Genomic DNA, 25,367 nt, shown 5'->3' on the forward strand with positions numbered 1-25,367 from the left:
CTGCCGCAGCCGCGTCACAATCGGCATTGTTGCTGCCCGGGTTCGTGCCTCAATGTACGGCTTGATGTGCCGGCGCGCGCTGCATATTCCCATTCCGCTTCGGTCGGCAGGCGGCATTGGCTACCTGTTTGTTCATTCAACCAGCGTGCATAGTCCATTGCCTCAAACCAGCTGACGTTGATAACCGGCTGATCACCACGTCCGCCCTTGGTTGCATTGGGAAATTCAACCTTATTGCTTGCACGCTGTTGCTGCCAAACGTAATAATCGTATTGTTCGTAAGTAATTTCGGTTTGGCCTAGGTGTCTTCTTAGCTAGCCCTTAAATATAATGATAGCGATATCAAGAATTATTATCGTTTGTAATCAATAATTTGATATTGTTTTTGCATGCTTTGGCTCGTATAATGCCGACTGTTTGCAAAATGTTTCGCGGCTCTTGTCTGCTCGAATAAGACGGTATCAAGAGCTACCTGTCGTTCAATAGATTATAGGAGCACCATCATGAAAGGCCATTCAAAAATTATCGATTTACTGAACAAGCTGCTGGCGGAAGAGCTGACGGCCATGGATCAATATTTCACCCACTCGCGCATGTATGAAGACTGGGGATTCAACAAGCTGTATGAACGAATCGATCACGAAATGAATGATGAGAAGCAGCATGCGGATTATTTGATCAAACGGATTCTGTTGCTCGAAGGCGTGCCGGTGATCGGCAACCGCAGCCCATTGCGGATTGGCCGGGACGTGCCGGAGATGCTGCAAAACGATCTGAATCTGGAACGCTCGGTGATCACCGCGTTACGCGATGCCATCGCGATATGCGAACAGGAGCGGGATTATCAAACGCGGGAAATTCTCGAAGGTATGTTGGCCGAAACTGAAGAAGATCATGCGCATTGGCTGGAGAAGCAATTGGGACTGATCAACAGAGTAGGACTACAAAATTATTTGCAATCGCAGATGTGATTGCGGACGTATCGCTCATGCCGCAGGGAACAGTTTGTGTCATGAGCGATGACTTCAAACCGATCTTGCATTTTGCACGAACAAATGTTCCATTTCGAAACCGCGAATATTTACCAGCGATTGCGGACTTAGAAGTTTTTTGATAACCATCCTTTGAAGGTTACACGGACACACGCTCTGAAACCGTCATACAATCGCGTTCAACCAGAATTCACTGGACAGCCTGAGAAATAGATTCCAATCAACCGGATGAACAATTATTTCCGGAGAATACCCTCCGAAGTCTGTCATTATTTCCGCAATCGGAAAAACGCATAGCCGTTAACATATAATCACAACGTACCTATGGTCTAGTCCGCTATCGGTCGTGCGAGACCTTTTTCTATAACCAATCGTTATTTGCATGCTGAATAAGATCCAAACTTCAACTGGATTGTCTTTGAGAATCATATGGCACAATGCGTATGCGGCTATGGGCTATGCCCTGCTAGGCTTCCTGGGATTGTTGCTGGCGATCCCGCCGGGTTATGCGAGTCCGGTGTTTCCTGCTGCCGGTTTGGCGCTGGCACTGACGCTGGTGTCGGGTTACCGTTTGTTGCCGGGCATCTGGATCGGCTCGCTGGGGCTCAATATCTGGGTGGCTTGGAATCACAACGACCTCACGCAGGACAGTATCGCGGTTGCGGCGTTCTTAGGAATGGGTGCGATGCTGCAAGCCGCTATCGGGGCTTGGCTTGTTCGCAGATTCATCAAGGATCGCTGGCAAATTTTGATGCGGGAACAAGAGATCTTCACTTTTTTTCTGCTGGGCGGTCCATTGTCTTGCATGATTTCAGCCAGTGTCGCGCAGCTGACGCTCTTTTTTTCTGGCGCTATCGGTGCGGCGGATATCTCCTGGTCGTGGTGGAATTGGTGGGCCGGCGATACCTTTGGGGTGCTCGTCTTTGCACCTTTGTCGCTGGCTTTTCTTGGCAAGCATTCTTATTGGAAAACGCGAAAGGCCGTCATTGCACCCATTACGCTGATTCTGGTGGTGTTGATCGTTATGGGATTCGTCAACACATCGAAACTCGAAAACAGGCAACAGCAAGCTGAGATTCAAAATATTGGGCAAAACATTGCTTTCCAGTTACAGGAACGATTCAATGCCTACAACGAAACGCTATCGGCATTGCGGCGTTTGATGGAATTGAATCCGGATATGAGCTTCCGCCAATTCGATTACTTTACGCAAGAAATAATAAAGGAATCTCAAGGCATTGCAGGATTAAGCTACAATTATTTTGTACGTGACCGGGACCGGCCATACTTCGAACAGACCCACTCCACAAATGTTCCTGGGGAACCGTTCCACATAACCGAATTGGATGCGCAGGGCGAGTTAACCGTTGCAGGCAAGCGTCCGGAGTATATCGTCGTGACTTATATCACGCCGCTTGAAAACAACCGGAAAGCAATCGGATACGATATTTATTCCAATCCCATCCGGGCGGAAGCCATTGACCGTGCCCGGCATTCCGGCCGGCCGGCGGCCACGGGCTTGATCAATCTGGTGCAGGATCAACAGAATAAGGCCGGCATCTTGGTGCTCCATCCCGCTTACCGCCAGAATTTTGACCGGAGCAGTCCGGAACATCCGGCGGAATTTACCGGTTTTGTGGTGGGTGCATTAAAAATTCCTGACATGGTCAACTCCGCCGTCGGCAATGTCGTAGCGCCAGGTATCGTTTTTCAATTGCGGGATTCTGCCGGGCAACGCGACAATCAATTGTTGTTCAGTTCAGCGCCAGGGGTTGCAACAAATGCCAACGACTGGCGGACAACGCTGATGATGGCGGATCGCAGCTGGGAATTAATCGTTTTTCCGGATGCGGATTGGTTGAATGCGCACCGGCCATGGCAGGCCTGGGCGCTGAGTTTTGCCGGACTGCTCGTGGCCAGCATACTGCAGTTGTTGATGTTGGTTACAACAGGCCGGACCCTGCTGATTCAAGAAACCGTCGATGAGCAAACGGCACAATTGCGCGCGAACAGCGAAGCGCTCCAGCTGGCTAAGATTGCCGCAGAATCGGCCAATTTGGCTAAGAGTCAGTTTCTGGCTACCATGTCTCATGAAATCCGAACGCCGCTGAATGGTGTTTTAGGTATGGCCTACCTGCTGCAAATGCCGGATATCAAAGATAACGAGCGAATGGATTATGCCCGGGTGATCATAACTTCCGGAAATAACTTGTTGACCATACTCAACGATATCCTTGACTTATCCAAGATTGAGGCCGGACAGATTCAATTGGAAAGTCATGTTTTTGAGCCCGAGCAACTGATGCTGGAAACGGCGGCACTATTTGCCGAGAGTGCGAACATGAAAGGGCTGGCACTGGATGTGTCATGGCATGGGAAAGCGCGCATGCGATACTGTTCCGATCCGCTCAGAATAAGCCAAATGCTGGCTAATCTGGTCAACAATGCCATCAAGTTTACGCCGCAAGGTTTCGTGCATATCGAAGCGCGTGAACTCAAAAGCGCACCAGCAGAAACGCTGCTGGAGTTTATGGTAACCGATAGCGGCATCGGCATTCCTGCGGACAAGCACGATAGGTTGTTTAAGCCTTTTTCCCAGGTGGATGCCTCAACAACCCGGCAATACGGCGGTACCGGTCTTGGACTTTCCATCGTGCACAATTTGGCCAGATTGCTGGGAGGCTACGTCGGGTTCGAAAGCCAGGAAGGCAAAGGTACGAGAATTTGGTTTCAGATCCGCGCCAACCCGGCCAGCGCCGACGATGCGAGCAATCTTGCCACAAGTGATGCCAACATTGCCGGTGAAGTACCGGTAAGAAAAACTTCTCCGCAAGGCGGGTTGATTTTAGTGGTTGAGGATAATGCGATCAGCCGTACGGTAATCGTCGCTTTATTGGAAAATCAAGGATTCCGCTGCAAAGTGGTTGCGAACGGACAAGAAGCGGTGCATGCGGTCATGCAGGGAATACCGCCTGCGCTGGTGCTGATGGATTGCGAAATGCCGGTGATGAATGGTTATCAAGCGACAGAAAGAATTCGCCGATGGGAACGGGAAACCGGAAAAACGCATCTCCCCATCATTGCCTTGACTGCAAATGCCTTTGAGGATAACCGTCAACGCTGCTTTGCGGCAGGTATGGATGATTTTCTTGCCAAACCCGTCACTATGAATCTTTTGGTGGCGATGCTCAATAAATGGACCAATCGGCGCACCGGCTCCAGCCGCTAGGGAAACGCTGATTAATTCATCTCATTCGCCGAATTAATCAGCGTTTCCCTAGGCAATTTCCGCTACCAGTAACGGAAATTGCCCGTGTCCAGATGGATAAAGTTGGAGGAAGGATAATAGCCGACACCGCCCATTTGCAACGACATGGCTGCCGCGCGGATATCGGAAAGTTTGCGGCCGGGCAGGCGGATGTCGATGGCTTTGCCGTGCGTATGCATGCTGTTCTTGGCGACGCCGCCGCTTTGTTCGGCTAGCTTGGCGTTGGTGGCGGGTGAACGATAGGCGGAGATGACGTGGAATTCTTGTTTGGTGCCTAATTTGTGTTGCAGCAGATGGAGCAGGTCAAATAACTGCGGGTCGATCGGGCGGCGGTCGCCGGTGCGGTGATCGCGCAGCACATGGTTGATGGCGCGCATGCTTTCCGGGATATAACGGCCGTTTACCCAGAAGGTTGCTTGTGTGCGCTCACCGGTGTGTAAATTCAGAAAACTCAGTTTTTTCTCGAATGGTCTTCTGATCACCGCATGCGCGGTCGATGCGCCCATCGGCAATGCCAGCACGGCGCAAGCACCTAATCCGGCACGTAAAAACCGGCGGCGGCTCAATTCCGGTTGTTGTTCTGATTCTGATAAGTTTGTTTGATTGAATAAACTTCGTATCATCAGCTGTTTTCTCCCTGAAAATCTTGCGAATGTGTGCGAATAATCAATGACTACCAGCGAGCATAACGCAAAGTACTTGAATCCCGGTCATAAATATCGGGATAAAAGTGTACCAATTGGTTCGGCTCATCAATCCAGGCGGTAATATACACTAAGTAAATCGGTAGCGGTTTGGGTAAATGCTTGGTAATCGTTTTATCGCTGTCCAAATCTGCGGTGAATTTTTCCGGCAAACTTTGCTGATTCAACGCAAAAGCGGCCAGTTCCAGCGGTTTTTCCAGCCGGATGCAACCGGAACTGAATGTGCGGATATCGCGCTGGAATAGCGATTTGGACGGCGTATCGTGCAAATAAATGTTGAACGGGTTGGTGAACATGAACTTGATCCGCCCCAGCGCGTTGTGCTTGCCGGGGTCCTGCCGCAGGAAGTACGGAAATCCTCTTTTCAGATTATGCCAGTCGATCGTTTCCGGGTCGATGGCTTCGGCGTTGCGGTTATTGCCGGGGTACACTTTGAAACCGCCGTGCGTGAAGAACATCGGGTCGCTTTGCTGTTTCGGCAGCAAATCCTTGGTGGCGATGCTGACCGGAACGTTCCAGTAAGGATTCAGCACCATATGCGACAGCGCGCCGTTGAAACTCGGCGTGCTGCGGTAGTCGCGCCCGACGATGATGCGCATGGTCAGAACCGGTTCATCGCGCTCTACCGCGGTGAGGTTAAAACCGGCGGTATTGACCAGCAAATAACGTTCGCCCATATTGCGCGGCAGCCAGCGCAGCCGCTCCATATTGATGCGCAACTGACGGATTTTCCAGGTCAGCGGTCTATTCAAGGCACGGAGGGTGTTTTTGCCGATCACGCCGTCGCTGTTCAAACCATGTTGCGCTTGAAATGCCTTGATGGCGGTGACCAGCTCGTTATCGTAACGTTCGCTCGCAGTATCCGCGATGTGATATTCGGCAGCGCCATCGGCAGCATACGCTTGCACGATGCGTTGGCGGATCAAGGGAATGTGCGGATGTGTGTCGCCCGGCCGTATCGAGGGTGAACTGGGAATATGAACCCATTCGGTGTGATTGCCGGCAAGCTGGCGGTAGTGCGCCAATGTTTTCTTGAGCGACTGATAACTTGGATTCTTGGGGGATAACTCATCGAATGCCTGTTGCAAGCGGTCTTGCTTGAGCGCTTCCTGCAAGAACGCGACGGCATCGAATGCGCGCTGTGGAATGTGCCAATCCTTGTCGGCCGCGGTTGCCGTCAAATGTCCGCGCGCTAAATCCCGCGCCAGCATCAGCACGGCATGCGTTGTCAGCGCTTCCAGCTCGACCGCTGCGGATGAAGATTGTCCAGCGTGATGCTGTAATTGCTGTAAATGTTGCAGTTGATAATCTTCGCTATCCAGACCTTCGGTTTCCGCATTGGCGATGAACGCTAATGCTATGTCGAGCAAAGGTGAGTGCAGATTATTCGTCACCCACACCGGTTGATACTGGCGCGCGTTATAAAACCGCTGCAAATCGCCCAGTGCGTTTTTGCTCAAACCGAGCGCGGCGGGTTTTGCCAGTTGCTGCTCGATTTCATGTGCTTTGGCAATCAATGCCTGCGTGGTTGGGGCATTGAGCAAAAAAAACAGGTAACAAAAAAACTGCAGAAACGGCAAGAAAAATTTGAGTCGAAAACGCGGCACGCGGTGATTCCTTTGCTTAAAGGCGATTGGGTAATTGTCGAATGGCCGGGATTTTATCATCAATGTCCCGTTTCCATGCATCGGCTGAACGGCGCAATTACCGTTCATTTCCGGGTTTATGCGCACAAAACGTCATTTGACTGAACCAACGGCATTACGTATATTCTGCCGGCACAGTGTGCCCACATCGATTAACCAACTGAACTGGCAATATAAATCCGAATCATGACAGCAAAACAACAGGTAAAGCATTTACTCGATTTCATCGATAACAGCCCGAGCCCTTGGCATGCGGTGGCTTCAATCGAAGCGGCGATCAAGACGTTTCAGTTCGTGCGCCTCGATGAAACCGCCAAGTGGCCGTTGCAGGCGGGTGGCCGCTATTACGTGGTGCGCGACGATTCGTCGATCGTGCTGTTTGTGCTGGGGCGCAAAGCGCCTGCCGAGTCGGGCTTCAGGATCGTCGGCGCGCATACCGATTCGCCCGGATTCCGCATCCGACCGAACGGTGCGACGGTGAGCGACGGTCTGGCCCGTCTGGGTGTCGAGATATACGGCGGGCCGATTCTCGCGACGTTTACCGACCGCGACTTGAGCTTGGCCGGGCGCATCAGCTTTCTCGGCGACGGCAAACAATTGACGCATAAACCGGTGCGCTTCAATCAGCCACTGCTGCGGCTGCCGAATCTGGCGATACACATGAACCGCGGCGTCAACGAAGACGGTTTGAAACTGCATAAGCAGAACGAATTGCCGCTTTTGCTCGCGCAGTTGACCAGCGAGCAGTTGCCGAAACCTTATTTTCTCGAGCTGCTTGCGCAAGCGTCCGGCATCGATGCTATGCAAATACTGTCGTGGGATCTGGCGGTTTACGATACGCAGAAGGGTGCATTCTGGGGCGCAAGCGAGGAATTTTACGCCGACAGTCAGATCGATAACCTGGCTTCCTGCCACGCCGCATTGCAAGCATTGCTCGACGATGCCGTGCTGGATTCCGCGCAAAGCACGCTGGTGTGCGCATTTTTCGATCACGAGGAAATCGGCAGCGAAAGCCATATCGGTGCGGGCGGTAGTTTTCTGGCTGATGTCTTGCAGCGTATCAACGCGGCGGCGTCAACCGAGCGCGAAGATAGCGCGCGCGCCTTGGCGCACAGTTTTTTGATCAGCGCTGACATGGCACATGCTTACCAGCCGAATTTCCCTGCCGCGTATGACGCGGATCACCGGGTTTTCGTCAACCAAGGCCCGGTGATCAAATCCAACGCCAACCGCCGCTACAGCTCCGAAAGCGTGTCGATTGCGCACTTCATCCGCTGGTGCGAAGAAGCGGGTGTTCCCCACCAACGCTACACGCACCGCAGCGATTTGCCGTGTGGCAGCACCATCGGACCGATCGCCTCGGCAAAGCTCGGTATCCGCAGCGTCGACGTCGGCTGCCCGATGTGGGCCATGCATAGCGTCCGCGAAAGCGCCGGTGTGGACGATCATGGTTATATGATCAAAGTGCTGAGGCGGTTTTTTAGCGGTTAGATGCTATAAACTGCTTTTTTGTTACCACTCTTCAACTGGGGCAAACATAGCGCGATTCAATCGACCTGTTCCATTTCCTTCAGAAACAATTCCTTGTGGGTCTGTTTGCGGTTGTTCCGGTGCTCTGTGTTAGCCAAGTTATCTGTTCATTGATAGGCTCAGAGTGTGTAAATATGTGAATTTTGACAGAAGGGATAGGTCTTCCTCAGATTTCTTACGTATTGCAAGTAACTGATATCGCAAAACCATGAATTATTAATGGTTTGTTTAATAAGCATGTAAGATATTGCTGATATAAATTCATTCTTCTTTTTGTTAATTTGTTCCTCTTTCTTGATTCCTTCTGTATGAAATTAGAAATTCTATAATATTCATTGATATCGGAATCTTATTCAAACAAAAATATTAAGTTACATAATTTACCCGTTTTTTCACGGCGAGAAATTGCCGGAGAAGGATGCTGAAATGTAGGTAATTGTTTATTGGAAATTATTGTTTGCAATAGGATGGGCAAGTATGAATGGATTCGTCAAGATACTCATCGTTGAAGATGAAAAGATTGTTGCGCTTGATCTGAAGAGACGTCTGACAAAATTAGGTTATCAGGTTACCGGCATGGCGGCTAACGGCCAAAAAGCACTGTCGCTGGTGGATCAGGAGCTGCCGAACATCGTCTTGATGGACATTCATATTCAGGGCGAAATGGATGGTGTTGAAGTAGCGGATCGATTGCAAAAAGCACATAGTATTCCAATCATTTATCTGACCGCTTATTCCGAAGAAAAAACCGTGACCCGGGCGAAGGCGACCAAGCCTTACGGTTATTTGTTAAAACCGTTTTCCGACAGAGAATTACACATCATTATCCAAGTCACGATCGAGCGTTACGAAAACGATATTCTGCTAAAAAAGAACGAGCAGCACTTTCGTCTTGCACTGGAAGCGGCGCGATTGGGTACCTGGGAAGTAACGAAGGAATCCCGTGAAATATTCATGGGGAAGAGCCCGGAAGGAAACATAGAGCCGATATCCGGCTGGGAAAGCTTTTTTCTTTCAATAGACGAAAATCACAAGCGCAATGTATCCGATTTTATCGATAGGCTGCGCACTAAAAAGGGTTCGTCCGCCGAAATAGAATTCCGGGTCAACCCTGGTCCCGGAAAAAGCTGCTGGTACAAACTGTATGGCAAATCGTTTAAAAACAGCGATGTGGGAAAGCATCAGATCGTCGGCATCTTGCAGGAAACAACCGAGAGTCATCTGGCAAAAGACCGCCTGGCGCAAGCGGCGACTGTTTTTAATTGTGCTTCGGAAGGCATTATTATTCTGAATAAGAATAGAAAATTCAATTGTGCCAACAGCGCTTTTTATAAGATCACCAAGTTTCAATCCCATAATCTTCGCAATAAGGAACTGCCCTTTCTTACCCGCCTTGCTTTAGGCGAGAATACTTACAACAGTATCTGGCAAGGCATTGAAAAACACGGTCATTGGCGCGGAGAAATCACGGCGTGCAAAAAAAATAACGAAACCATGTATGTCTGGCTGACGATTGGGCTCATTCCCGTCGACGCGAGCGAAGAACAGCAATTCGTCGTCATGATATCGGATATCACGCCGATCCGTGAGACGCAGGAACAGTTGTCGCATATTGCTTACTACGATAGTCTGACCAACTTGCCCAACCGGATGTTGATCATGGATCGGTTGCGATTGGCATTGGCAAAAGCGATACGAAGTTCCTCGTTTCTTGGCGTGTTGTTTATCGATCTCGATAATTTTAAAAGAATCAATGACACCCTCGGGCATACGCATGGCGATTCCATGCTCTGCTTCGTGGCGCAGAGAATGCTTTCGGTACTGCGGCAAAGCGATACATTGGGTCGATTGGGCGGTGATGAATTCATCGTTATCGTAACGAATGCCGAATCCCGCGACGCCTTGATCACCGTGGCTGAAAAAATATTGGAATGTCTTTCTCATCCGGTAGTCATCAGCAACATGGAAATCGTTCCGTCGTGCAGCATCGGGATCAGCGCATATCCTGATCATTCCTCGCATCATGACGAACTGGTGCAAATGGCGGACACGGCCATGTATGAAGCAAAAAACAAAGGACGCAACAGCTACGCTTTTTATCATCCGGCCTTGACACAAAAAGCCGCGCATTACTTAACGAGAGAGCGGGAATTGCATCATGCTTTAATCCGGAATGAGTTTCTGCTTCACTATCAACCGCAATTTTCTTTATCGCAGAACAAAATAACCGGGGTGGAAGCGTTGATCCGCTGGCTGCATCCGGTAAAGGGGCTGTTATCTCCGGCTGAGATAATTCCGATTGCCGAATCGAGCCGGCTTATTGTGGAAATCGGCAACTGGATCCTGACGGAAGCCTGCAAGCAACTCGAGCAATGGCGGGCTGAAGGTTTTAGCGATCTGCGCATCGCGGTCAATATTTCCATACGTCAACTTGCGGATAAAGATTTGCAGCAATTTATTGCAAAGCTATTGCAGCAATATTCTTTGCCGGCCCATTCGCTGGAACTGGAAATCACCGAATCCTGTTTGCAAAATGAATTGATTTATATTAAATGCTTAGAGCAACTGGAAAGCCTAGGCATACCGATTTCCATCGACGATTTCGGCACCGGTTATTCCTGTTTGAGTTCATTGAAAAATCTTCCAATAAATCGGTTGAAAATCGACCAAAGCTTTGTCAGGAGCATACCGCATGACACGAATGATTGCGCCATTGCAGCAGCTATTCTGGCATTGGCTCAGAAACTTAATCTGCAGGTAACGGCTGAGGGTATCGAAACCTACGAGCAAGCTGATTTTCTTGGCAATCTCGGCTGTGATGAGCTACAGGGTTATTTCCTCAGCAGACCGGTAGATGCCGAACAAATACCTTATTTGATCCGGAAATTGCCGGATCGATTGAATACCTTAAAGTTTTAAGCTTTTTTACAATCCGGGACTCCATACAGCCATGCCGCCCACCCGACTCAGAAGTTTCAGCAATAACGAAGAAATGATGTATCTTGCCGTGGAAGCCTCCCCGAACGGTGTGGTCATGGCCGATTGCGATGGAAAAATCGTCATGGTGAATTCCGCTACGGAGAGGCTGTTCGGTTATTCCCGCAAGGAATTAATCGGCCACCCTCTCGAAATGCTTATCCCGGAACGATTCCGTTACCATCATCCCGAATATCGGCAGGCTTATATCAGTGAATCGAAATCCCGCCCGATGGGTCATGGCAGGGATCTGTACGGATTGCACAAGAGTGGCAGGGAATTTCCGGTCGAGGTTGGATTGAATCCGGTAGAGACTGAGCACGACGGCATTTTTGTGCTCGCCGCCATCGTCGATATCACCGATCGCAAGCATGCTGAGGAAATGATCCATCTGGCGGTCGAGGCTTCTCCGAACGGCATGGTAATGACCGATCATAAGGGAAAAATCGTCATGGTAAATTCCACTACCGAAGAGCTATTCGGTTATCGCCGGGAGGAATTACTAGGTCAATCGATTGAAATCCTGATTCCAGAATCGCATCGCACCCACCATCCCACCTTAAGAAGTAACTATCTGAAACACCCCAGTGCGCGTGCCATGGGGCACGGCCGGGATCTGCACGGCTTGCACAAAAATGGCAAGGAATTTCCGGTTGAAGTGGGTTTGAACCCGATCCAGACACCCAGGGGAGTCATGGTACTTGCTTCGGTCATTGATATTACCGAACGGAAACAGCAGGAGGAACAGCTCAAAGCGGCATTAAAGGAAAAAGATTTGTTGCTGTCGGAAATTCATCACAGGGTTAAAAACAATCTGCAAATTATCGATAGCTTACTCGGTATGCAATCCGATATGGTCAATAACAGTACCGCCATATCCGTTTTGAAAGAAAGTCAAAACCGGGTGAAATCCATGGCGCTGATTCATCAAATTTTGTATCAGTCGTTGGATTTCTCGCGCATTGATTTTTCCAGTTTCATCCAATCCCTCGTCGACAACTTAACCGTTTCGTATGCGCTGAATACGTCGACAATCGCCTTGAATATCGACACCGATCAGGTACTCCTGCCGATCGACATCAGTATTCCCTTGGGGTTGATTCTGAATGAGCTTTGCACCAACGCGATGAAGTATGCGTTTACGGAAGAACGATCGGGCAATATTGATATCCGCCTGAAACGTCAGAATCCGGGGCAGTTGCTGGTAAGCATCAGCGATGACGGCATAGGTATACCGGATGATTTCGATATCGAAAATACCCAATCTCTGGGTCTGCAGCTGGTCCAGTTACTCAGCGAACAGATTTCAGCAGAACTTACCATTCATCGTAAAAATCCGACCAGCTTTTCATTGGTTGTGCCACTATAAAATGACTGTATTGAATTGCTCCTGAATCAAAATCTTTTGCAATCTTATTCTGAATATTTTTCCGGATTCAGGTGCAACTTCCTTCCACTAATTCAATAAACAGCGAAAAGAATTTGGGATTGAATAATACGGCGGCTTCGTTTGACTGAGTCCTCGCTTTTACCTATAGTCGCAAGCAGGGGTTCCTCTCACTCGCAATGACAATCGTCAATCATAAGGAGTGCCGGTCATGAGAAAAATCAGCGATTTCTCGCAATACAAAAATATCCTGCCGTACGACAGCGAGATCTTCGGCGTGTATCAACCGATGATCGGCTGGAAATCCAAACGCATCAAACAGCGTATCGAAAAGGGTTTCAGTGCGGATTTGAGCAGAGTGCGCGAGCAACTGTTCAAGCGTTTCCGCGGCGATTTCGAGATGGTGCTGGACGAGCGTGGCGTGTTGCAAAAGATCTCGCGGCTGGAAACCGCGAGCGGCGATGTGTCGCGCAAGGGGGCAATGGGTAGCTTCGTCATCGAGAACTTGACGCGCGAGTTGCCGCCGCTGGAGCGCTACGACGAACGCATGTGGGACAAGCTGATCGATGCCGATCGCATCAAGACCACATTGAATCAGGATGTGATTTCCCAGGTGACCGAATGGTACAAGACCGCGCAGGACGCGCGGGCAAATCCTCGTAGCGTGGAAGCCGCCAACGAACTGGCGGCGGAGCAGTTGCAGCGCGAATCCACAGTCGCGGGTTATGTGTTGCACTTGAAGCAGACCAAGCAGTACGACACCCTCAAGCAGTTGTTCTACAAGCAGGACAATCAACTGGCGAATCTGCAAAAACTGCTGAGTTTCAAGGATCCGCTCGACTACATGGATCCGTTCAAGGATATCGACCGCGCCGGGTTGTCGCCGATCGGCATCGTGCATTTGTTCCGGCAATATTTCTTCGAGTTCGATACCTTTCTCGGTTCGCCGGTCGGACATGTGTGGCTCAGTCCGGGCAGCAGTGTCGAATTGGTCGAAGTCAGTACGCGCCGGACGTTGGTCGAGCGCACGCTGGAAACAGCGCTGGAAACGGTGCTGAAGACCGAGAAATCGCTGACCGAGGAAGACGAATTGTCGCAAGCGGTGAAGGAAGACAACAAATCCGATACCAAATTCGGCATGAACGCCACCGCCAACCAAAGCTGGATCGGCGGCAGCGCCAGCGCATCCGCCAGTATCGATATGGCCAACACGCAATCCAAAGCGCGCGAAGTTTCGCACAAGCACATGCGCCAGCAGACCGAGAAAATTTCCACCGAGATCCGCAAAAACTACAAATCGACGTTCCGCACCGTGACCGAAACGACCGATACCTCGAGCAAGCGCTACGTGCTGAACAACACCACCCAGGATCTGCTCAATTACGAGATGCGCCGCAAAATGCGCCAGGTCGGCGTGCAGGTGCAGGATATCGGCACGTATTTGTGCTGGCAGACGTATGTCGACGATCCGGGCCGCCAGCTCGGTATCGCCAAGCTGGTGCATCTGGCCAAAGGCCCCGAGGTGGGCGAGATACCGCCGCCGGAAGCGATTCCGATGCCGCAACCGGTCACGACCGACTTGAGCATCGACATTCCGTTTGTGCCGAGAACCGAGGACACGCTGCCGGAAGACGATATGGACGAAGTGTACCGCGAAGGCAAGGAAGTGAATCTGGATGACAACGAAGGCGAGGCGGAGCAAATTCAGTGGCATTTCGGCGGTTTCAAGGCGCAATGCGATCAGCCGGGTTATGAATACGGTGAAGCCGGTTTTATCAGCTTTGACTATGGCGGCAGCGATATCCGCTTGCAGTTGGACGAGGTGCAGGAAGATACACCCGGCGCGATCCGTTTTTCCGTCAAAGTCAAGCATGTGAACTTTCGCAATGTGTCGCCGCTGCGCGTGGTGGCCAAAATCACCTGGCAGCCGGGCAAAAAGCTGAATGACGAAGTCACCGCGCAGAACGAGCAAAAGATCAAGGAATTCAACGAGAAAACCAAGTTTGAGTACGAGCAGGCCTTTGTCGAAGCGGCGCGCGACCGCATCAACAAAATGTCGCGTATCGAGTCGCGCAAATACGAGGATCTGCGTGAGGAAGAGCGTATCGTGGTGTACCGTTGCTTGATTCAGGACATGCTGACCAAGGATTTGCCGATGCCGGACGATCGCACGCGGCATGTGGTGTCGGAACTGCTGAATACGATTTTCGATATCGACAAGATGCTGTATTTCGTCGCGCCGGAATGGTGGCGGCCGCGTCTGCACCACAGTCATCAAGGCTTGGGCGGCATCCGCAAACCGTCTTCCGTCACGCCCGCGCCGGTGAGCGTTGCCACTGCGGGCGGCTCGGTTCATACGCAAATCAAGAGCAAGGCAGCCAAGAATCTGATCACCGCCGCGGCTGCGATAGCGGAAAACACGCAGATTGCGTCGATGGACACCGTCACCTGGGGCGGAATGTACGACAACCGGGTGGATAACTACTACATCACGGAAGAATCTGATCCCGCCAAATTGGGTGCATCGCTGGGCTGGCTGTTGCAGCTCGACGGCGACAATATGCGCAACGCCTTCCTCAATGCGCCGTGGGTCAAAGCGGTGATTCCGATCCGTCCCGGCAAGGAACGCGCGGCGATGAACTGGTTGCAGCGCTTGCATGTGGAAGGCACCGACGGGCTGGACGACAATTACGTCGCGCCGCTCGACGAGCTGGGCAAAATTCCGCACAGCGGGCCGAACGTAACGATTCGCGATGCCATCAACCATTTGTGCGATGTCGTCGCCGACAAGCACGCCAAGTCGATGAAAGTGGGACGTTATCCGGGCGACGAAATCAACGACGATAACCGCGTCTCGGCGACGCCGGTCGACAAGGTCTACGAGCACGGCTTTTATCCGCTGCAGGGCGGTTTCCGTGCGTTGCAGGCCGGTGAGGATTTCGAGGTTTTTGATCAATGGGTGGAAGTGCTGCCGACCGATCAGGTCGTGCCGGTGCCGGTGGCGTACGATCCGAAAACCGGACGGCAGTTGTAGATATGGCGGATTTCGAAGTGCAATTCGCCGATCCGTCCTTCATTGAACCGTCGGCGCAGGAAGCGGCGTTCGGCTGGAAAAGCAACGAAGTCGTGGTGTTTCGCGGCGCCGACGAGTCTCAGGTGTTGCAGCCCGATGCTAGCGGATCGTGCAAATGGTCGAGCGATAAGGCCGATCCCTGGAGCATTTCTGATATCCGCCGGCGCGTGCAGAATGTGCCGTATGCATGGCGTATGATCGGTCAAGCGGCATTGATTCCCAAGGTCGATGCCGGAACGCCGTTGCGTGCGGTCGTGTCGGCGCGATCCCGGTTATCGCTGTGGACCGGTCTGGCGAACTTTACCAAGCGCGTCGCCGTTTTCCATAAAATCGACGGCAAGATTCCTTCGGCGCAGCAGTATGAATCGTTCATGAGCAAGCATTGCGGAGGATTGGACGATATTTCGCTGATCGCTACGATCAGCCGGCGGCCGGATGGTTCGGTCGATCTGACTCCGGAATTGGCGGTATTTGGTCACGCGGTCGGAAAATCGCCCGGCAAGGAACGCAGCTTCGTCGAGCTGGCGCTGAAGAACTTGATCGGCGCCAGTCACTCGCTGGGTATTCAGGTCACCGCGGGCTATGAAGTGCGCGATGATTTCAGTAAACAAACCCAAGGCGATTTTGTCTCGTTCATTACCTCGCGAAATTCCGATATGACCGATCATGCCAATCGCATCCGCGATGTGCTCGATAACTGGAGCTTCGATGGTGTCGGCTTCGATATCGAGGTGAACGGTATCGGCCCGGGTGAACAAAGCGATACTATGAAGGCCTGGTTCAAACAGGGTAAAACCATCAAGGATTGGGTGGTTGCGAGACCGACATCGTCCGACCCGGCCGCCAAAAAGGAACAAGCCGCGGCGGATAATCTGCGCGACCTGTATCAAACGCTGGCGCAACTGCTGATTACTAAGGGGCGCTTCGTATCGTATGCGACGGCCGCTTTTGTCGATGCCAAATCCGGCAATTTCGACGACGGCGTTTATATTTTCGGCCATACCCGGGTGCAGCCGATCGGCCTGGCCGCCGGACGCGCCAACATGATCGCCCGGATCATGGCGTACGATGAAGGATTCCAGGCGGGCGGCGGGAAAAAAACCGAGAAATCATCCGGCGGGCAGGATGCGCTGACGAAGCGGCATGTGCAAATCCTGAAATCGATCACTAGCGCCGGTATTCATCCCTCCATCGTGCAGCTCGGGATCAAAATGGAAAGCCTGCAGGATTTCGGTATGAAAAGCGGCCACATGACCGTGGATCAGGCAGTGGATCGCTGCACCGACTTGCGCCGCTTCCGCACTGGGTTGATTACGTTTTCGGGAAGTAATTCGACACCAGCCGATGAGGTCGCCGCATTCGCCCGCTACGACAAGGCACTGAACGAATCGGAATTCACCCGGCGGCATTTTCTCGGCGTGCCGTTCCAGGCGCCGCATTGAATCTTTTTTAGCATTCTTTTGCGGCAAACTTCGCTTTACCGGTACTTGTTATCGCTCTGTCGTTCCCTATGCTATCTCAGTTTTTTTGCTGCCACTGATGATAAGATGGCCCGATGAAATTGCATGATCTGAAAAACTGGACGGAGTATTGGGAGCAGCTCCGCACGGCATTGCTTGAGCCCAAAGTCGATCCGGCATTGTTGGATGCCTCGCTGCGTGAAGCGCGCGCGAAGATGCCGGTGCCGGTGTTGTGGCTGCTGGGTAAAACGCAATCCGGCAAGACATCGATCATTCGGGCATTGACCGGCAGTGAAGCCGCTGAGATCGGCAACGGTTTTCAGCCGTGCACGCGCAGCGCGCGGTTTTACGATTTTCCGACGGAAGCGCCGCTGGTGCGCTTTCTGGATACGCGCGGCTTGGGTGAAGTGGCGTACGATCCGGCGGACGATATGCAGTACTGCGAAGCGCAGGCGCATTTGTTGGTGGCGGTGATGAAAGTGGCGGATGTTCATCAGGCCGCGGTGTTCGATGCCTTGTTCGCCATTCGCAGGCGTCATCCGGAATGGCCGCTGCTGCTGGTGCAAACCGGTTTGCACGAATTGTATCCGCATGGCAGCGGGCATATCCGGCCGTGGCCGTATGCCGGCGATCCGTTGTCGGAGGCGGTGCCGCTCGATTTGCGCCGCGCCATTGCGGCGCAGCGTGCTGCGCTGGGAACATTGCCCGGCTTCGCACCGGTGCATTGGGTGGCGGTCGATTTGACATTGCCCGAGGATGGTTTCGATCCGCCGGATTACGGTCTGGAAGCGCTGTGGCAGGCGATTGAATCGCTGACGTCGCTGGGTTTGCAGTACCAGTTGAGCGGCGATGCAGCGGTGCAGGATTTGTATGCGCGCACCGCGCATCAGCACATTACCGGTTACGCGTTGGCGGCGGCGGGGCTGGGCGCTTTGCCGGTGGTGGATTGGGTCGCGGTCTCGGCGGTGCAGGCGAAATTGCTGCATAGTCTGGCGCTGCTGTACGGTCAGAATTGGGATAAGAGCACGATCACCGAGTTTCTCGGTTTGGCGGGCGCCGGGATTGCATCCGGTTACCTGGCTCGGCTGCTGAGCCGCACCGTGGCGAAAGTGATTCCGGTTTTCGGACAAACCGTGGGTGCGTTATGGGGGGCGAGCTCCAGCGGTGCGACCACGTACGCGTTGGGTAAGGCGGCTATTTATTTCTTCGCGCGGCGCAAGGATGGTTTGAACGTGGATGCAGATAGCTTGCGGCAAATTTATGCGGCAGAACTGGAGCGCGGCGCTTCATTCTTAAAAGACCGGTTGCAGGGTAAATCCGCATGAAAGCACTGCTGCCGTCCGTCGATCCGCTGCGGCTGCTGGTATTCATCCTGATGCTGCTGCCGCTGCTGGCATTGCTCGGGCTGGGCGTGTTGTGGTTGTGGCAGAGCGGGAATTTGCAGTATTGGCTGGTTGCCTTGGTGATATGCGGCGGTCTGGGATACGGCTTGCAAGTTTGGCTGGTGCGGCGGGAACGGCAATTGCTCAGGGATTCGGCCACCGAGCCTAATCCGGAGTGGCCGCCCAGCGCGGAAAAAGTGTGGCGGGAAGTGGAAGCGCTGGCGCAGACGTGCAACCCGGAGGATTGGCCGATCGAGGAGGGCGATTGGGTGCTGGCGCTGGGGCAGAAAACGATGGAAACGGTCGCGCATTGTTATTACCCGGATGTCGAAAAACCGCTGCTGGAGCTCACCATACCGCACACCTTGCTGATTATCGAACGGGCGAGCCGCGATCTGCGCCAGGATGTCGCGGAAAAAATACCGTTCAGCAACCGCCTGACCATCGGCGACCTGTTCCGCCTGCAACGCTGGAAAGAAAAAGCCGAACGGGTGGTCAACATATACCGTGCCGGCAGTCTGCTCATCAATCCGGTCAATGCGTTGCTCAGTGAAGCCTGGCGGCATCTACGCGCGCGTAGTTTTGACCAGGCCGGGGACGAGTTGCACCGCTGGTTTTTGCGCGCCTATGTGTGCAAGGTCGGTTACTACGCGATCGATTTGTATAGCGGCCGTCTGCCGCTGGTGGAGGAAGAATCCGTCACTGCGCCGACGCCGCTATCGCAAACAGACCTCGGACAGATCGAGCAGACAACGAAAGTGGCTGCCGAACCGTTGCGCATTTTGGTGCTGGGTCGGACGAATTCGGGTAAGTCCAGTCTGATCAATGCGTTGTTCGGTGCGGTTACGGCGCCTGCCGATGTGCTGCCGGATACGACGCAAGCGCTTACGCCGTTTGTTTTAGCGCGTGAGGGGCTGACACAAGCGCTGATTTCCGATAGCCCCGGCTGTGACAGTGCGTTGTTTGATCATCAGCGCATGCTGGCGGCGGCGGAAAACGCCGATCTGATTTTGTGGGTGACGCCGGCCAACCGGCCGGACCGGCAGGTTGAGCGCGATTGTCTGGATACACTGCGCGCCGCTCAGGCTTCGCGTACAGACCGGCGTGCGCCGCCGCTGCTGATTGCGGCGAGTTTTATCGACCGTTTGCGGCCGGTCAATGAATGGCAACCGCCGTACAACCTGACGGATGCGCTGAATAGTAAGGCGGCCAATATCAATGCCGCGGTGCGCGCGATTGCAGCCGATCTGGCCGTGCCGGTTGAGCAAGTAATTCCCGTCTGTCTGCTCGCGGGCAACGTTTACAATGTCGACGATACCTTGTGGGCGGCGATCCTGAATCATCAGGACGAAGCGTTGCGCGTGCGCTTGATGCGTTGCCTGGATGCCAGAAAGCGTGCCGAGGATTGGGTGTTGCTGCGGCGGCAGATGGCCGGTGCCGGCCGGTTTGTGCGCGATTTGCCCGGAAATATTGGGAAAGCGTACCGGGCGTTAGGGAAGTGCTGATTAATTCGGCGAACGAGATGAAGCACGAAGCGCACGGAACACAGCAACCGGGACATATCAACAAGATAGGTGAGGGAGCGAGTACCGCGCAACGAAGTGATTCGCTCGTATAGTCAATTAATCAGCATTTCCTTTGTGGAACGGGGATAGCAATGAAGCGTGTTTTAATCGTCAGTATTCTGTTGCTGGTTTTGGGTGTGACCGCGATGATGGTCATGCCGGATCGGGCGCGGGCGCAAAACTGGTGGAGTGCGAGCCGCGAGCCGGCCGGTTTGGCGCCCGATCCCGCCACAACACCGGAAGCGGTTGTACAGGTTTATGGCGCACGGGCATTCAGTTGGCGCGGTTATTTTGCGATTCACACCTGGATTGCGGTGAAACCGGCTGCAGCACAGTCGTATACGATTTACGAAGTGATCGGCTGGTTGCAGCGCCGCAAGCTGCCGGTGTTGGTGATTTATGACAATGCGCCGGACCGGCGCTGGTACGGCAACATGCCGGAGATACTGCTGGAGAAACGCGGCGCGGAAGCGGATGGGCTCATTGAGAAAATCGATGAAGCCGCGCGCAAGTATCCTTACGCAAAAGATTACACGATCTGGCCGGGACCGAATTCCAATACCTTCACCGCCTGGGTTTCCCGTTCCGTTCCCGAACTGCAACTGGATTTGCCGCCGACTGCGATCGGCAAGGATTATCTGGGCTACCGGCTGATTTCGCAAGCGCCGAGCGGCAGCGGTTTGCAGATTTCCTTGTTCGGGTTGATGGGCATGCTGGTCAGCGCGGTGGAGGGTATCGAATTCAATCTGCTGGGATTGTCGTTCGGTGTCGATTGGGATCCACTCGCGCTCAAATTGCCGCTGGTCGGGCGCAAGGAGCTGGATTTTCTGTCTCAACCTGTAGTTGAAAATTGATTCCGATCATTCAATTGATAATTATTCTTATTCGTACTATAGTAACTGCCAATTGTTAATCCGATTGATGCACGTTTTCCTGGAAGTATTTTCATGTTGAAATCAAATCTAAGCCGTTTCCCTACTGCTGTTTTTCTTCTTTTTTCTTTGTTGATCATAAAGCCGGTACATGCCGAGGAAGTCGTGGTTTATTCCGCGCGTATCGAACAGCTTATCAAGCCGATGTTCGATGCGTTTACCAAGGAAACCGGAATCAAAGTCAAATACGTCACGGATAATGAAGGCGCATTGCTCGCCCGGCTCGAGGCGGAAGGAAAAAATACCCCGGCCGATATGCTGATTACGGCGGATGCCGGTAATCTTTGGGCGGCTGCGCAGGCGGGGTTGTTGCAGCCGATTAAATCCGCCGTGCTGGAAAGTAACATTCCGGCGCATTTGCGCGACCCGGCTAATGAATGGTTCGGTTTGTCGATCCGTGCGCGGACGCTGATTTACAACACCAAGAAAGTGAAGCCGGAAGAATTGTCGACGTATGAGGATCTGGCCGATCCTAAATGGAATAAACGTTTGTGTTTGCGGACATCGAAGAAAGTCTACAACCAATCGCTGGTGGCGATGATGATCGCCGAGCACGGCGAAGCCGAAGCCGAAAAAATTGTTAAAGGTTGGGTGGCCAATCTGGCCGTCGATCCTTTATCGGACGATACGCGCGCACTGGAATTCGTCGCTGCCGGTAAGTGCGACGTGACTTTGGTCAACACTTATTACTTTGGCCGCTTGATGAAGAAAGATCCGAATCTGCCGCTAGCGATTTTCTGGCCGAATCAGAATACCAGTGGCGTGCATGTCAATATTTCCGGTGCCGGTGTGACGCGCCATGCCCGTCATGAGCAAGCCGCCGTCAAGCTGCTGGAATTTTTGTCGTCCGACAAAGCGCAAAATCTTTTTGCTGACGTCAACATGGAATATCCGGTCAATCCGAAAATTGCAGTCGATCCGTTTGTTGCTGCCTGGGGCGGTTTCAAACAAAACCCGATCAATCTGGTAAAAGCCGGCGAGTTGCAAACAACCGCCGTCAAACTGATGGATCGTGCGGGTTATCAGTAAAAAGGCGCAGCAAATACCAAGATTAAGGCGGCGAAAGAAGCGATAGAAAACATAGCTTCTTTCGCCATTTTCCATTCTGTCTCTTCACCAACCGGTCATGGCCATTTGGCGCTCAGTTCCCTTTATCGCCGCTGCATTGGTACTGGCGCCCGTCGGCGTGATCGTTTCTTCTTTTTTCGCGCCGGTCAGCGATGTCTGGCAGCATCTGCTTGAGACGACACTGCCGCTGTTGCTGGTCAATACATTCTGGCTGGCATTGGGAGTTGTTGCCGGCACCGCGTTATTGGGGATTAGTCTGGCGTGGATCACCGCAGTTTATGAATTTCCCGGGCGGCGTTTTTTTTCTTGGGCGTTGCTGTTGCCGATGGCAATGCCTGCGTATGTGACGGCGTTTGTCGCACTGGGCTTGTTCGATTTTACCGGTCCGGTACAAACGGCGTTGCGCGCTTGGCTGGATTCCGATTTATCCTGGTTTCCCGATATTCGCGGCAGAATGGGGGTGGTTGCGGTCATGATGCTGGCTTTTTATCCTTATGTGTATTTGCTGGCGCGCAATGCTTTTTTGAGTCAAGGTAAACGTTCACTGGAAGTGGCGCAATCGCTCGGTTTCAATCGCAGGCAAGGGTTCTTTAAAGTGGTGCTGCCGATGGCGCGCCCCTGGATAGCCGGTGGCATCATGCTGGTGCTGATGGAAACATTGGCGGATTTCGGCACCGTGGCGGTTTTTAATTACAACACCTTCACGACGGCGATTTACAAGGCATGGTTCAGCATGTTTTCACTGCCGGCAGCTTCTCAACTGGCTTCTTTGTTGATCATGATCGTTTTTGCCGTGATTGTGGTGGAGCAACAGCTGCGGTTGCGCATGCGCTACGCGGAAAATAAAAGGACCGAGCGGGCGCAGCGCATTCGCCTGACGGGATGGCGCAATTGGCTGGTGGCCGGCTTTGTGCTGAGTGTACTGTTTCTGGCATTTTTATTACCGATGCTGCAATTGTGCCGCTGGGCCGTGCAATCGTTTGCGCAAGACTTCGACCTCACGCGCTACCTCGAATTTCTCTGGCATTCTCTGACATTATCCGGCCTGGCGGCTTTATTGATCTGCCTGGTAGTCATCGCGATGGTGTATGCGGCGCGGCGTTATCCCAGCCCAGCCGCGCGTTTTGCCGTGCGTATCGCCACCATCGGTTACGCATTGCCCGGTACGGTTCTAGCGATTGGCGTGTACGTGCCGCTGGTGTGGCTGGATGGACGGCTGAGCGAATGGTTGGCAGGCTGGCTGCAAGTCGAAACAGGCCCATTGATACAGGGCACGTTGATGATCATGTTGATTGCTTATTTGATCCGCTTCATGGCGGTGAGTCATTACCCGATTGACGGCGCTATGCAACGGATTACTCCCAGTATTGATGAAGCGGCGATGAGTTTGGGGGTGCACGGCGGGATGATGATCCGGAAAGTACATATCCCGATACTGAAACCGGGAATTTTTACGGCTGCAACTTTGGTGTTTGTCGATGTCATGAAAGAGATGCCTATTACACTGATGACGCGTCCATTCGGCTGGGATACACTGGCTGTGCGGATTTATGAAATGACTTCGGAAGGGCAATGGGAGCAAGCCGCTTTGCCGGCTGTCACGCTGGTGCTCGCGGGATTGATTCCGATTTTTTTGTTTATGCGTCAAACTGAGAAGTAAATAAATGAGTACGGTTTTGCTGCAATTGCACAACATCCGGCAAGCGTACGGCGCGCAAGTTGTCATTCACGACTTATCGTTACAATTACGCAAGGGTCAGATCGGTTGCTTACTCGGCCCAAGCGGCTGCGGTAAAACCACGGCGTTGCGCTGTATCGCCGGTTTTGAGCGCGTATCGGCCGGTGAAATTCTATTGAACGAAGTAAGCGTGAGCAGCGCGAGTGCCTTTGTGCCGCCGGAACGGCGGCGTATCGGTATGGTCTTCCAGGATTATGCGTTGTTTCCGCATCTGGATGTCGCCGCCAATATCGGTTTCGGCCTGCACCGGTTAACCCGGGCGGAACGTGAGCGGCGGGTTGAAGAGCTCTTGCACGTGGTACATCTGGCCAGCGTCGCGAAAAAATATCCGCACGAATTGTCGGGCGGTCAGCAGCAGCGCGTGGCGCTGGCGCGCGCACTGGCGCCGAAACCGGATCTGTTATTGCTGGACGAGCCTTTTTCTAATCTGGACGTCAGTTTGCGCGAACGCTTGAGCATGGAAGTGCGTGAGATTATCAAGAATCAAGGAATTACGGCCATTCTGGTAACGCACGACCAGACGGAAGCGTTTGCGATTGCCGATGTGATCGGGGTGATGGATCATGGCGAGATTCAGCAATGGGATACCGCGTTCAATCTGTATCATCGCCCGGCTAACCGTTTTGTGGCCAATTTCATCGGTCAGGGCGTATTCCTTCCCGGCAGGGTGACCGATGCGCAGCAAGTCGAAATCGAACTGGGGGTATTGAGCGGTGCGATACCGCAACACTGTGAAGCGGGGTGCCAGGTGGACGTGTTATTGCGTCCGGATGATATCGTGCATGACGATGCCAGTCCGATGAAGGCAACAGTGATGCACAAGGCATTTCGTGGCGCGGAGATTTTGTACACCTTGCGGCTGGCGAGTGGAGTCAAAGTGCTTGTGCTGGTGCCCAGTCATCATGATCATGCGATCGGCGGGAAAATAGGCATCAAACTCGAAGCCGATCATATTGTGGCATTCCGGCAATTGCAAGGGTGATGGCGCACTTTTGTATCCGGTCGGTGTAACACTTTTATCGACTTACTTTTTCTGATTGCTATTTTAAGCGGGAAGCCACTTCCCTTTTGATTATTTTTTCTATAGCATAACCATTCAGTTTTATACCACTCTTTTACAGCTTTATTCCATCAATCTGGTAAACCGGTCTTTGAGATAATAAGGTTTACTGTTCTTAATACTGAATAATTTGAATGAGGATTATATGAGTCAGCATATTCATTACGTTACTGATGCAAATTTTGATGCGGAAGTTCTGCAGTCAACAACGCCTGTCCTGGTCGATTACTGGGCGGAATGGTGTGGTCCGTGCAAGATGATAGCGCCGATACTCGACGAAATTGCGAGCGAATATGGTGAGCGTCTTAAAGTGGCGAAGCTGAACATCGATGAGAATCAGATAACACCGCCTAAATACGGCATTCGCGGTATTCCGACATTAATGTTATTTAAAAATGGGAATATTGAAGCGACTAAAGTCGGAGCTTTGTCGAAGTCACAGTTGACAGCCTTTATTGACAGCCATATTTAAACCCGCTAGTCTAATACACATAATAAATTTGTGGACTAAGTGAGCGGTAAAAGCCCACAACCGTATATTTAATAATCCCATCCGTAACAACTTTCCTTCCAGCATCATTATCTT

Annotated in this window: 17 protein-coding genes; 14 read left to right on the forward strand and 3 right to left on the reverse strand. The window is 52.5% G+C overall.

Annotated elements, in window-relative coordinates; translation table 11 throughout:
- Positions 1-14: 14 nt before the first annotated feature.
- Positions 15-287 carry an SUMF1/EgtB/PvdO family nonheme iron enzyme gene (locus tag HRU78_03965; protein ID QOJ24906.1) on the reverse strand — a complete coding sequence of 91 codons (273 nt, stop codon included), beginning with the start codon at positions 285-287 and terminating at the stop codon, positions 15-17.
- Positions 288-503: 216 nt separating this feature from the next.
- Between HRU78_03965 and bfr the strand changes: the two genes are divergently transcribed.
- Positions 504-971, forward strand: a complete 468-nt coding sequence (gene bfr, locus HRU78_03970) for a bacterioferritin (GenBank protein QOJ22908.1) — start codon at positions 504-506, stop codon at positions 969-971.
- Between the two features lie 439 nt (positions 972-1,410).
- A complete protein-coding gene (locus tag HRU78_03975) occupies positions 1,411-4,221 on the forward strand; it encodes a CHASE domain-containing protein (protein QOJ22909.1) in 2,811 nt (936 codons plus the stop codon).
- A gap of 62 nt (positions 4,222-4,283) precedes the next feature.
- On the opposite strand, the gene HRU78_03980 is transcribed toward HRU78_03975, so the two are convergent.
- Together HRU78_03980 and HRU78_03985 are read right to left on the reverse strand one after the other, a co-directional pair.
- Positions 4,284-4,883 (reverse strand): DUF882 domain-containing protein, encoded by a 600-nt coding sequence (locus HRU78_03980; protein QOJ22910.1) that lies wholly within the window; start codon positions 4,881-4,883, stop codon positions 4,284-4,286.
- Between the two features lie 50 nt (positions 4,884-4,933).
- Positions 4,934-6,631 (reverse strand): L,D-transpeptidase family protein, encoded by a 1,698-nt coding sequence (locus HRU78_03985; protein ID QOJ24907.1) that lies wholly within the window; start codon positions 6,629-6,631, stop codon positions 4,934-4,936.
- A gap of 165 nt (positions 6,632-6,796) precedes the next feature.
- On the opposite strand from HRU78_03985, the gene HRU78_03990 reads away from it, so the two are divergent.
- The 12 genes from HRU78_03990 (at position 6,797) to trxA (ending at position 25,253) form a co-directional block, all read left to right on the forward strand.
- Positions 6,797-8,101: a M18 family aminopeptidase gene (locus tag HRU78_03990; protein QOJ22911.1), complete on the forward strand. Its 1,305-nt coding sequence runs from the start codon at positions 6,797-6,799 to the stop codon at positions 8,099-8,101.
- A 516-nt stretch (positions 8,102-8,617) separates the two neighbouring features.
- A complete protein-coding gene (locus tag HRU78_03995; protein QOJ22912.1) occupies positions 8,618-11,059 on the forward strand; it encodes an EAL domain-containing protein in 2,442 nt (813 codons plus the stop codon).
- A 31-nt stretch (positions 11,060-11,090) separates the two neighbouring features.
- Positions 11,091-12,485 carry a PAS domain S-box protein gene (locus HRU78_04000; protein ID QOJ22913.1) on the forward strand — a complete coding sequence of 465 codons (1,395 nt, stop codon included), beginning with the start codon at positions 11,091-11,093 and terminating at the stop codon, positions 12,483-12,485.
- Between the two features lie 229 nt (positions 12,486-12,714).
- Positions 12,715-15,537, forward strand: a complete 2,823-nt coding sequence (locus HRU78_04005) for a peptidoglycan-binding protein (protein QOJ22914.1) — start codon at positions 12,715-12,717, stop codon at positions 15,535-15,537.
- Complete coding sequence (locus HRU78_04010) at positions 15,459-17,018, forward strand: hypothetical protein (GenBank protein QOJ22915.1); 1,560 nt, start codon at positions 15,459-15,461, stop codon at positions 17,016-17,018. Before HRU78_04005 ends, HRU78_04010 begins: the two co-directional genes overlap by 79 nt.
- A gap of 113 nt (positions 17,019-17,131) precedes the next feature.
- Entirely contained in the window at positions 17,132-18,361 is a 1,230-nt protein-coding gene (locus tag HRU78_04015) for a 50S ribosome-binding GTPase (protein ID QOJ22916.1), read from the forward strand.
- Entirely contained in the window at positions 18,358-19,923 is a 1,566-nt protein-coding gene (locus HRU78_04020) for a 50S ribosome-binding GTPase (protein QOJ22917.1), read from the forward strand. Before HRU78_04015 ends, HRU78_04020 begins: the two co-directional genes overlap by 4 nt.
- Positions 19,924-20,075: 152 nt before the next feature.
- On the forward strand, positions 20,076-20,837 hold the full coding sequence (locus HRU78_04025) for a DUF3750 domain-containing protein (GenBank protein QOJ22918.1): 762 nt from the start codon (positions 20,076-20,078) through the stop codon (positions 20,835-20,837).
- Between the two features lie 93 nt (positions 20,838-20,930).
- Complete coding sequence (locus HRU78_04030) at positions 20,931-21,944, forward strand: Fe(3+) ABC transporter substrate-binding protein (GenBank protein ID QOJ22919.1); 1,014 nt, start codon at positions 20,931-20,933, stop codon at positions 21,942-21,944.
- A gap of 97 nt (positions 21,945-22,041) precedes the next feature.
- Positions 22,042-23,643: an iron ABC transporter permease gene (locus tag HRU78_04035; protein ID QOJ22920.1), complete on the forward strand. Its 1,602-nt coding sequence runs from the start codon at positions 22,042-22,044 to the stop codon at positions 23,641-23,643.
- Between the two features lie 4 nt (positions 23,644-23,647).
- Positions 23,648-24,703, forward strand: coding sequence for an ABC transporter ATP-binding protein (locus HRU78_04040; protein QOJ22921.1), 1,056 nt, complete (start codon positions 23,648-23,650; stop codon positions 24,701-24,703).
- Positions 24,704-24,926: 223 nt separating this feature from the next.
- Positions 24,927-25,253: a thioredoxin TrxA gene (gene trxA, locus HRU78_04045; GenBank protein ID QOJ22922.1), complete on the forward strand. Its 327-nt coding sequence runs from the start codon at positions 24,927-24,929 to the stop codon at positions 25,251-25,253.
- The last annotated feature ends 114 nt before the right edge of the window (positions 25,254-25,367 follow it).

Source organism: Gammaproteobacteria bacterium, assembly GCA_015709635.1.
In the GTDB taxonomy this organism is placed as follows: Bacteria; Pseudomonadota; Gammaproteobacteria; order Burkholderiales; family Nitrosomonadaceae; genus Nitrosomonas.

Bases quoted from the DNA above. Each gene is read 5' to 3' on its own strand.
- HRU78_04015 (QOJ22916.1), top strand. From the start codon at position 17,132: ATGAAATTGCATGATCTGAAAAACTGGACGGAGTATTGGGAGCAGCTC.
- HRU78_04035 (QOJ22920.1), top strand. From the start codon at position 22,042: ATGGCCATTTGGCGCTCAGTTCCCTTTATCGCCGCTGCATTGGTACTG.
- HRU78_04030 (QOJ22919.1), top strand. From the start codon at position 20,931: ATGTTGAAATCAAATCTAAGCCGTTTCCCTACTGCTGTTTTTCTTCTT.
- HRU78_03985 (QOJ24907.1), bottom strand. From the start codon at position 6,631: ATGATAAAATCCCGGCCATTCGACAATTACCCAATCGCCTTTAAGCAA.
- trxA (QOJ22922.1), top strand. From the start codon at position 24,927: ATGAGTCAGCATATTCATTACGTTACTGATGCAAATTTTGATGCGGAA.
- HRU78_04000 (QOJ22913.1), top strand. From the start codon at position 11,091: ATGCCGCCCACCCGACTCAGAAGTTTCAGCAATAACGAAGAAATGATG.
- HRU78_03990 (QOJ22911.1), top strand. From the start codon at position 6,797: ATGACAGCAAAACAACAGGTAAAGCATTTACTCGATTTCATCGATAAC.
- HRU78_04040 (QOJ22921.1), top strand. From the start codon at position 23,648: ATGAGTACGGTTTTGCTGCAATTGCACAACATCCGGCAAGCGTACGGC.
- HRU78_03995 (QOJ22912.1), top strand. From the start codon at position 8,618: ATGAATGGATTCGTCAAGATACTCATCGTTGAAGATGAAAAGATTGTT.
- HRU78_04010 (QOJ22915.1), top strand. From the start codon at position 15,459: ATGGGTGGAAGTGCTGCCGACCGATCAGGTCGTGCCGGTGCCGGTGGC.
- HRU78_04025 (QOJ22918.1), top strand. From the start codon at position 20,076: ATGAAGCGTGTTTTAATCGTCAGTATTCTGTTGCTGGTTTTGGGTGTG.
- bfr (QOJ22908.1), top strand. From the start codon at position 504: ATGAAAGGCCATTCAAAAATTATCGATTTACTGAACAAGCTGCTGGCG.
- HRU78_04020 (QOJ22917.1), top strand. From the start codon at position 18,358: ATGAAAGCACTGCTGCCGTCCGTCGATCCGCTGCGGCTGCTGGTATTC.
- HRU78_03980 (QOJ22910.1), bottom strand. From the start codon at position 4,883: ATGATACGAAGTTTATTCAATCAAACAAACTTATCAGAATCAGAACAA.
- HRU78_04005 (QOJ22914.1), top strand. From the start codon at position 12,715: ATGAGAAAAATCAGCGATTTCTCGCAATACAAAAATATCCTGCCGTAC.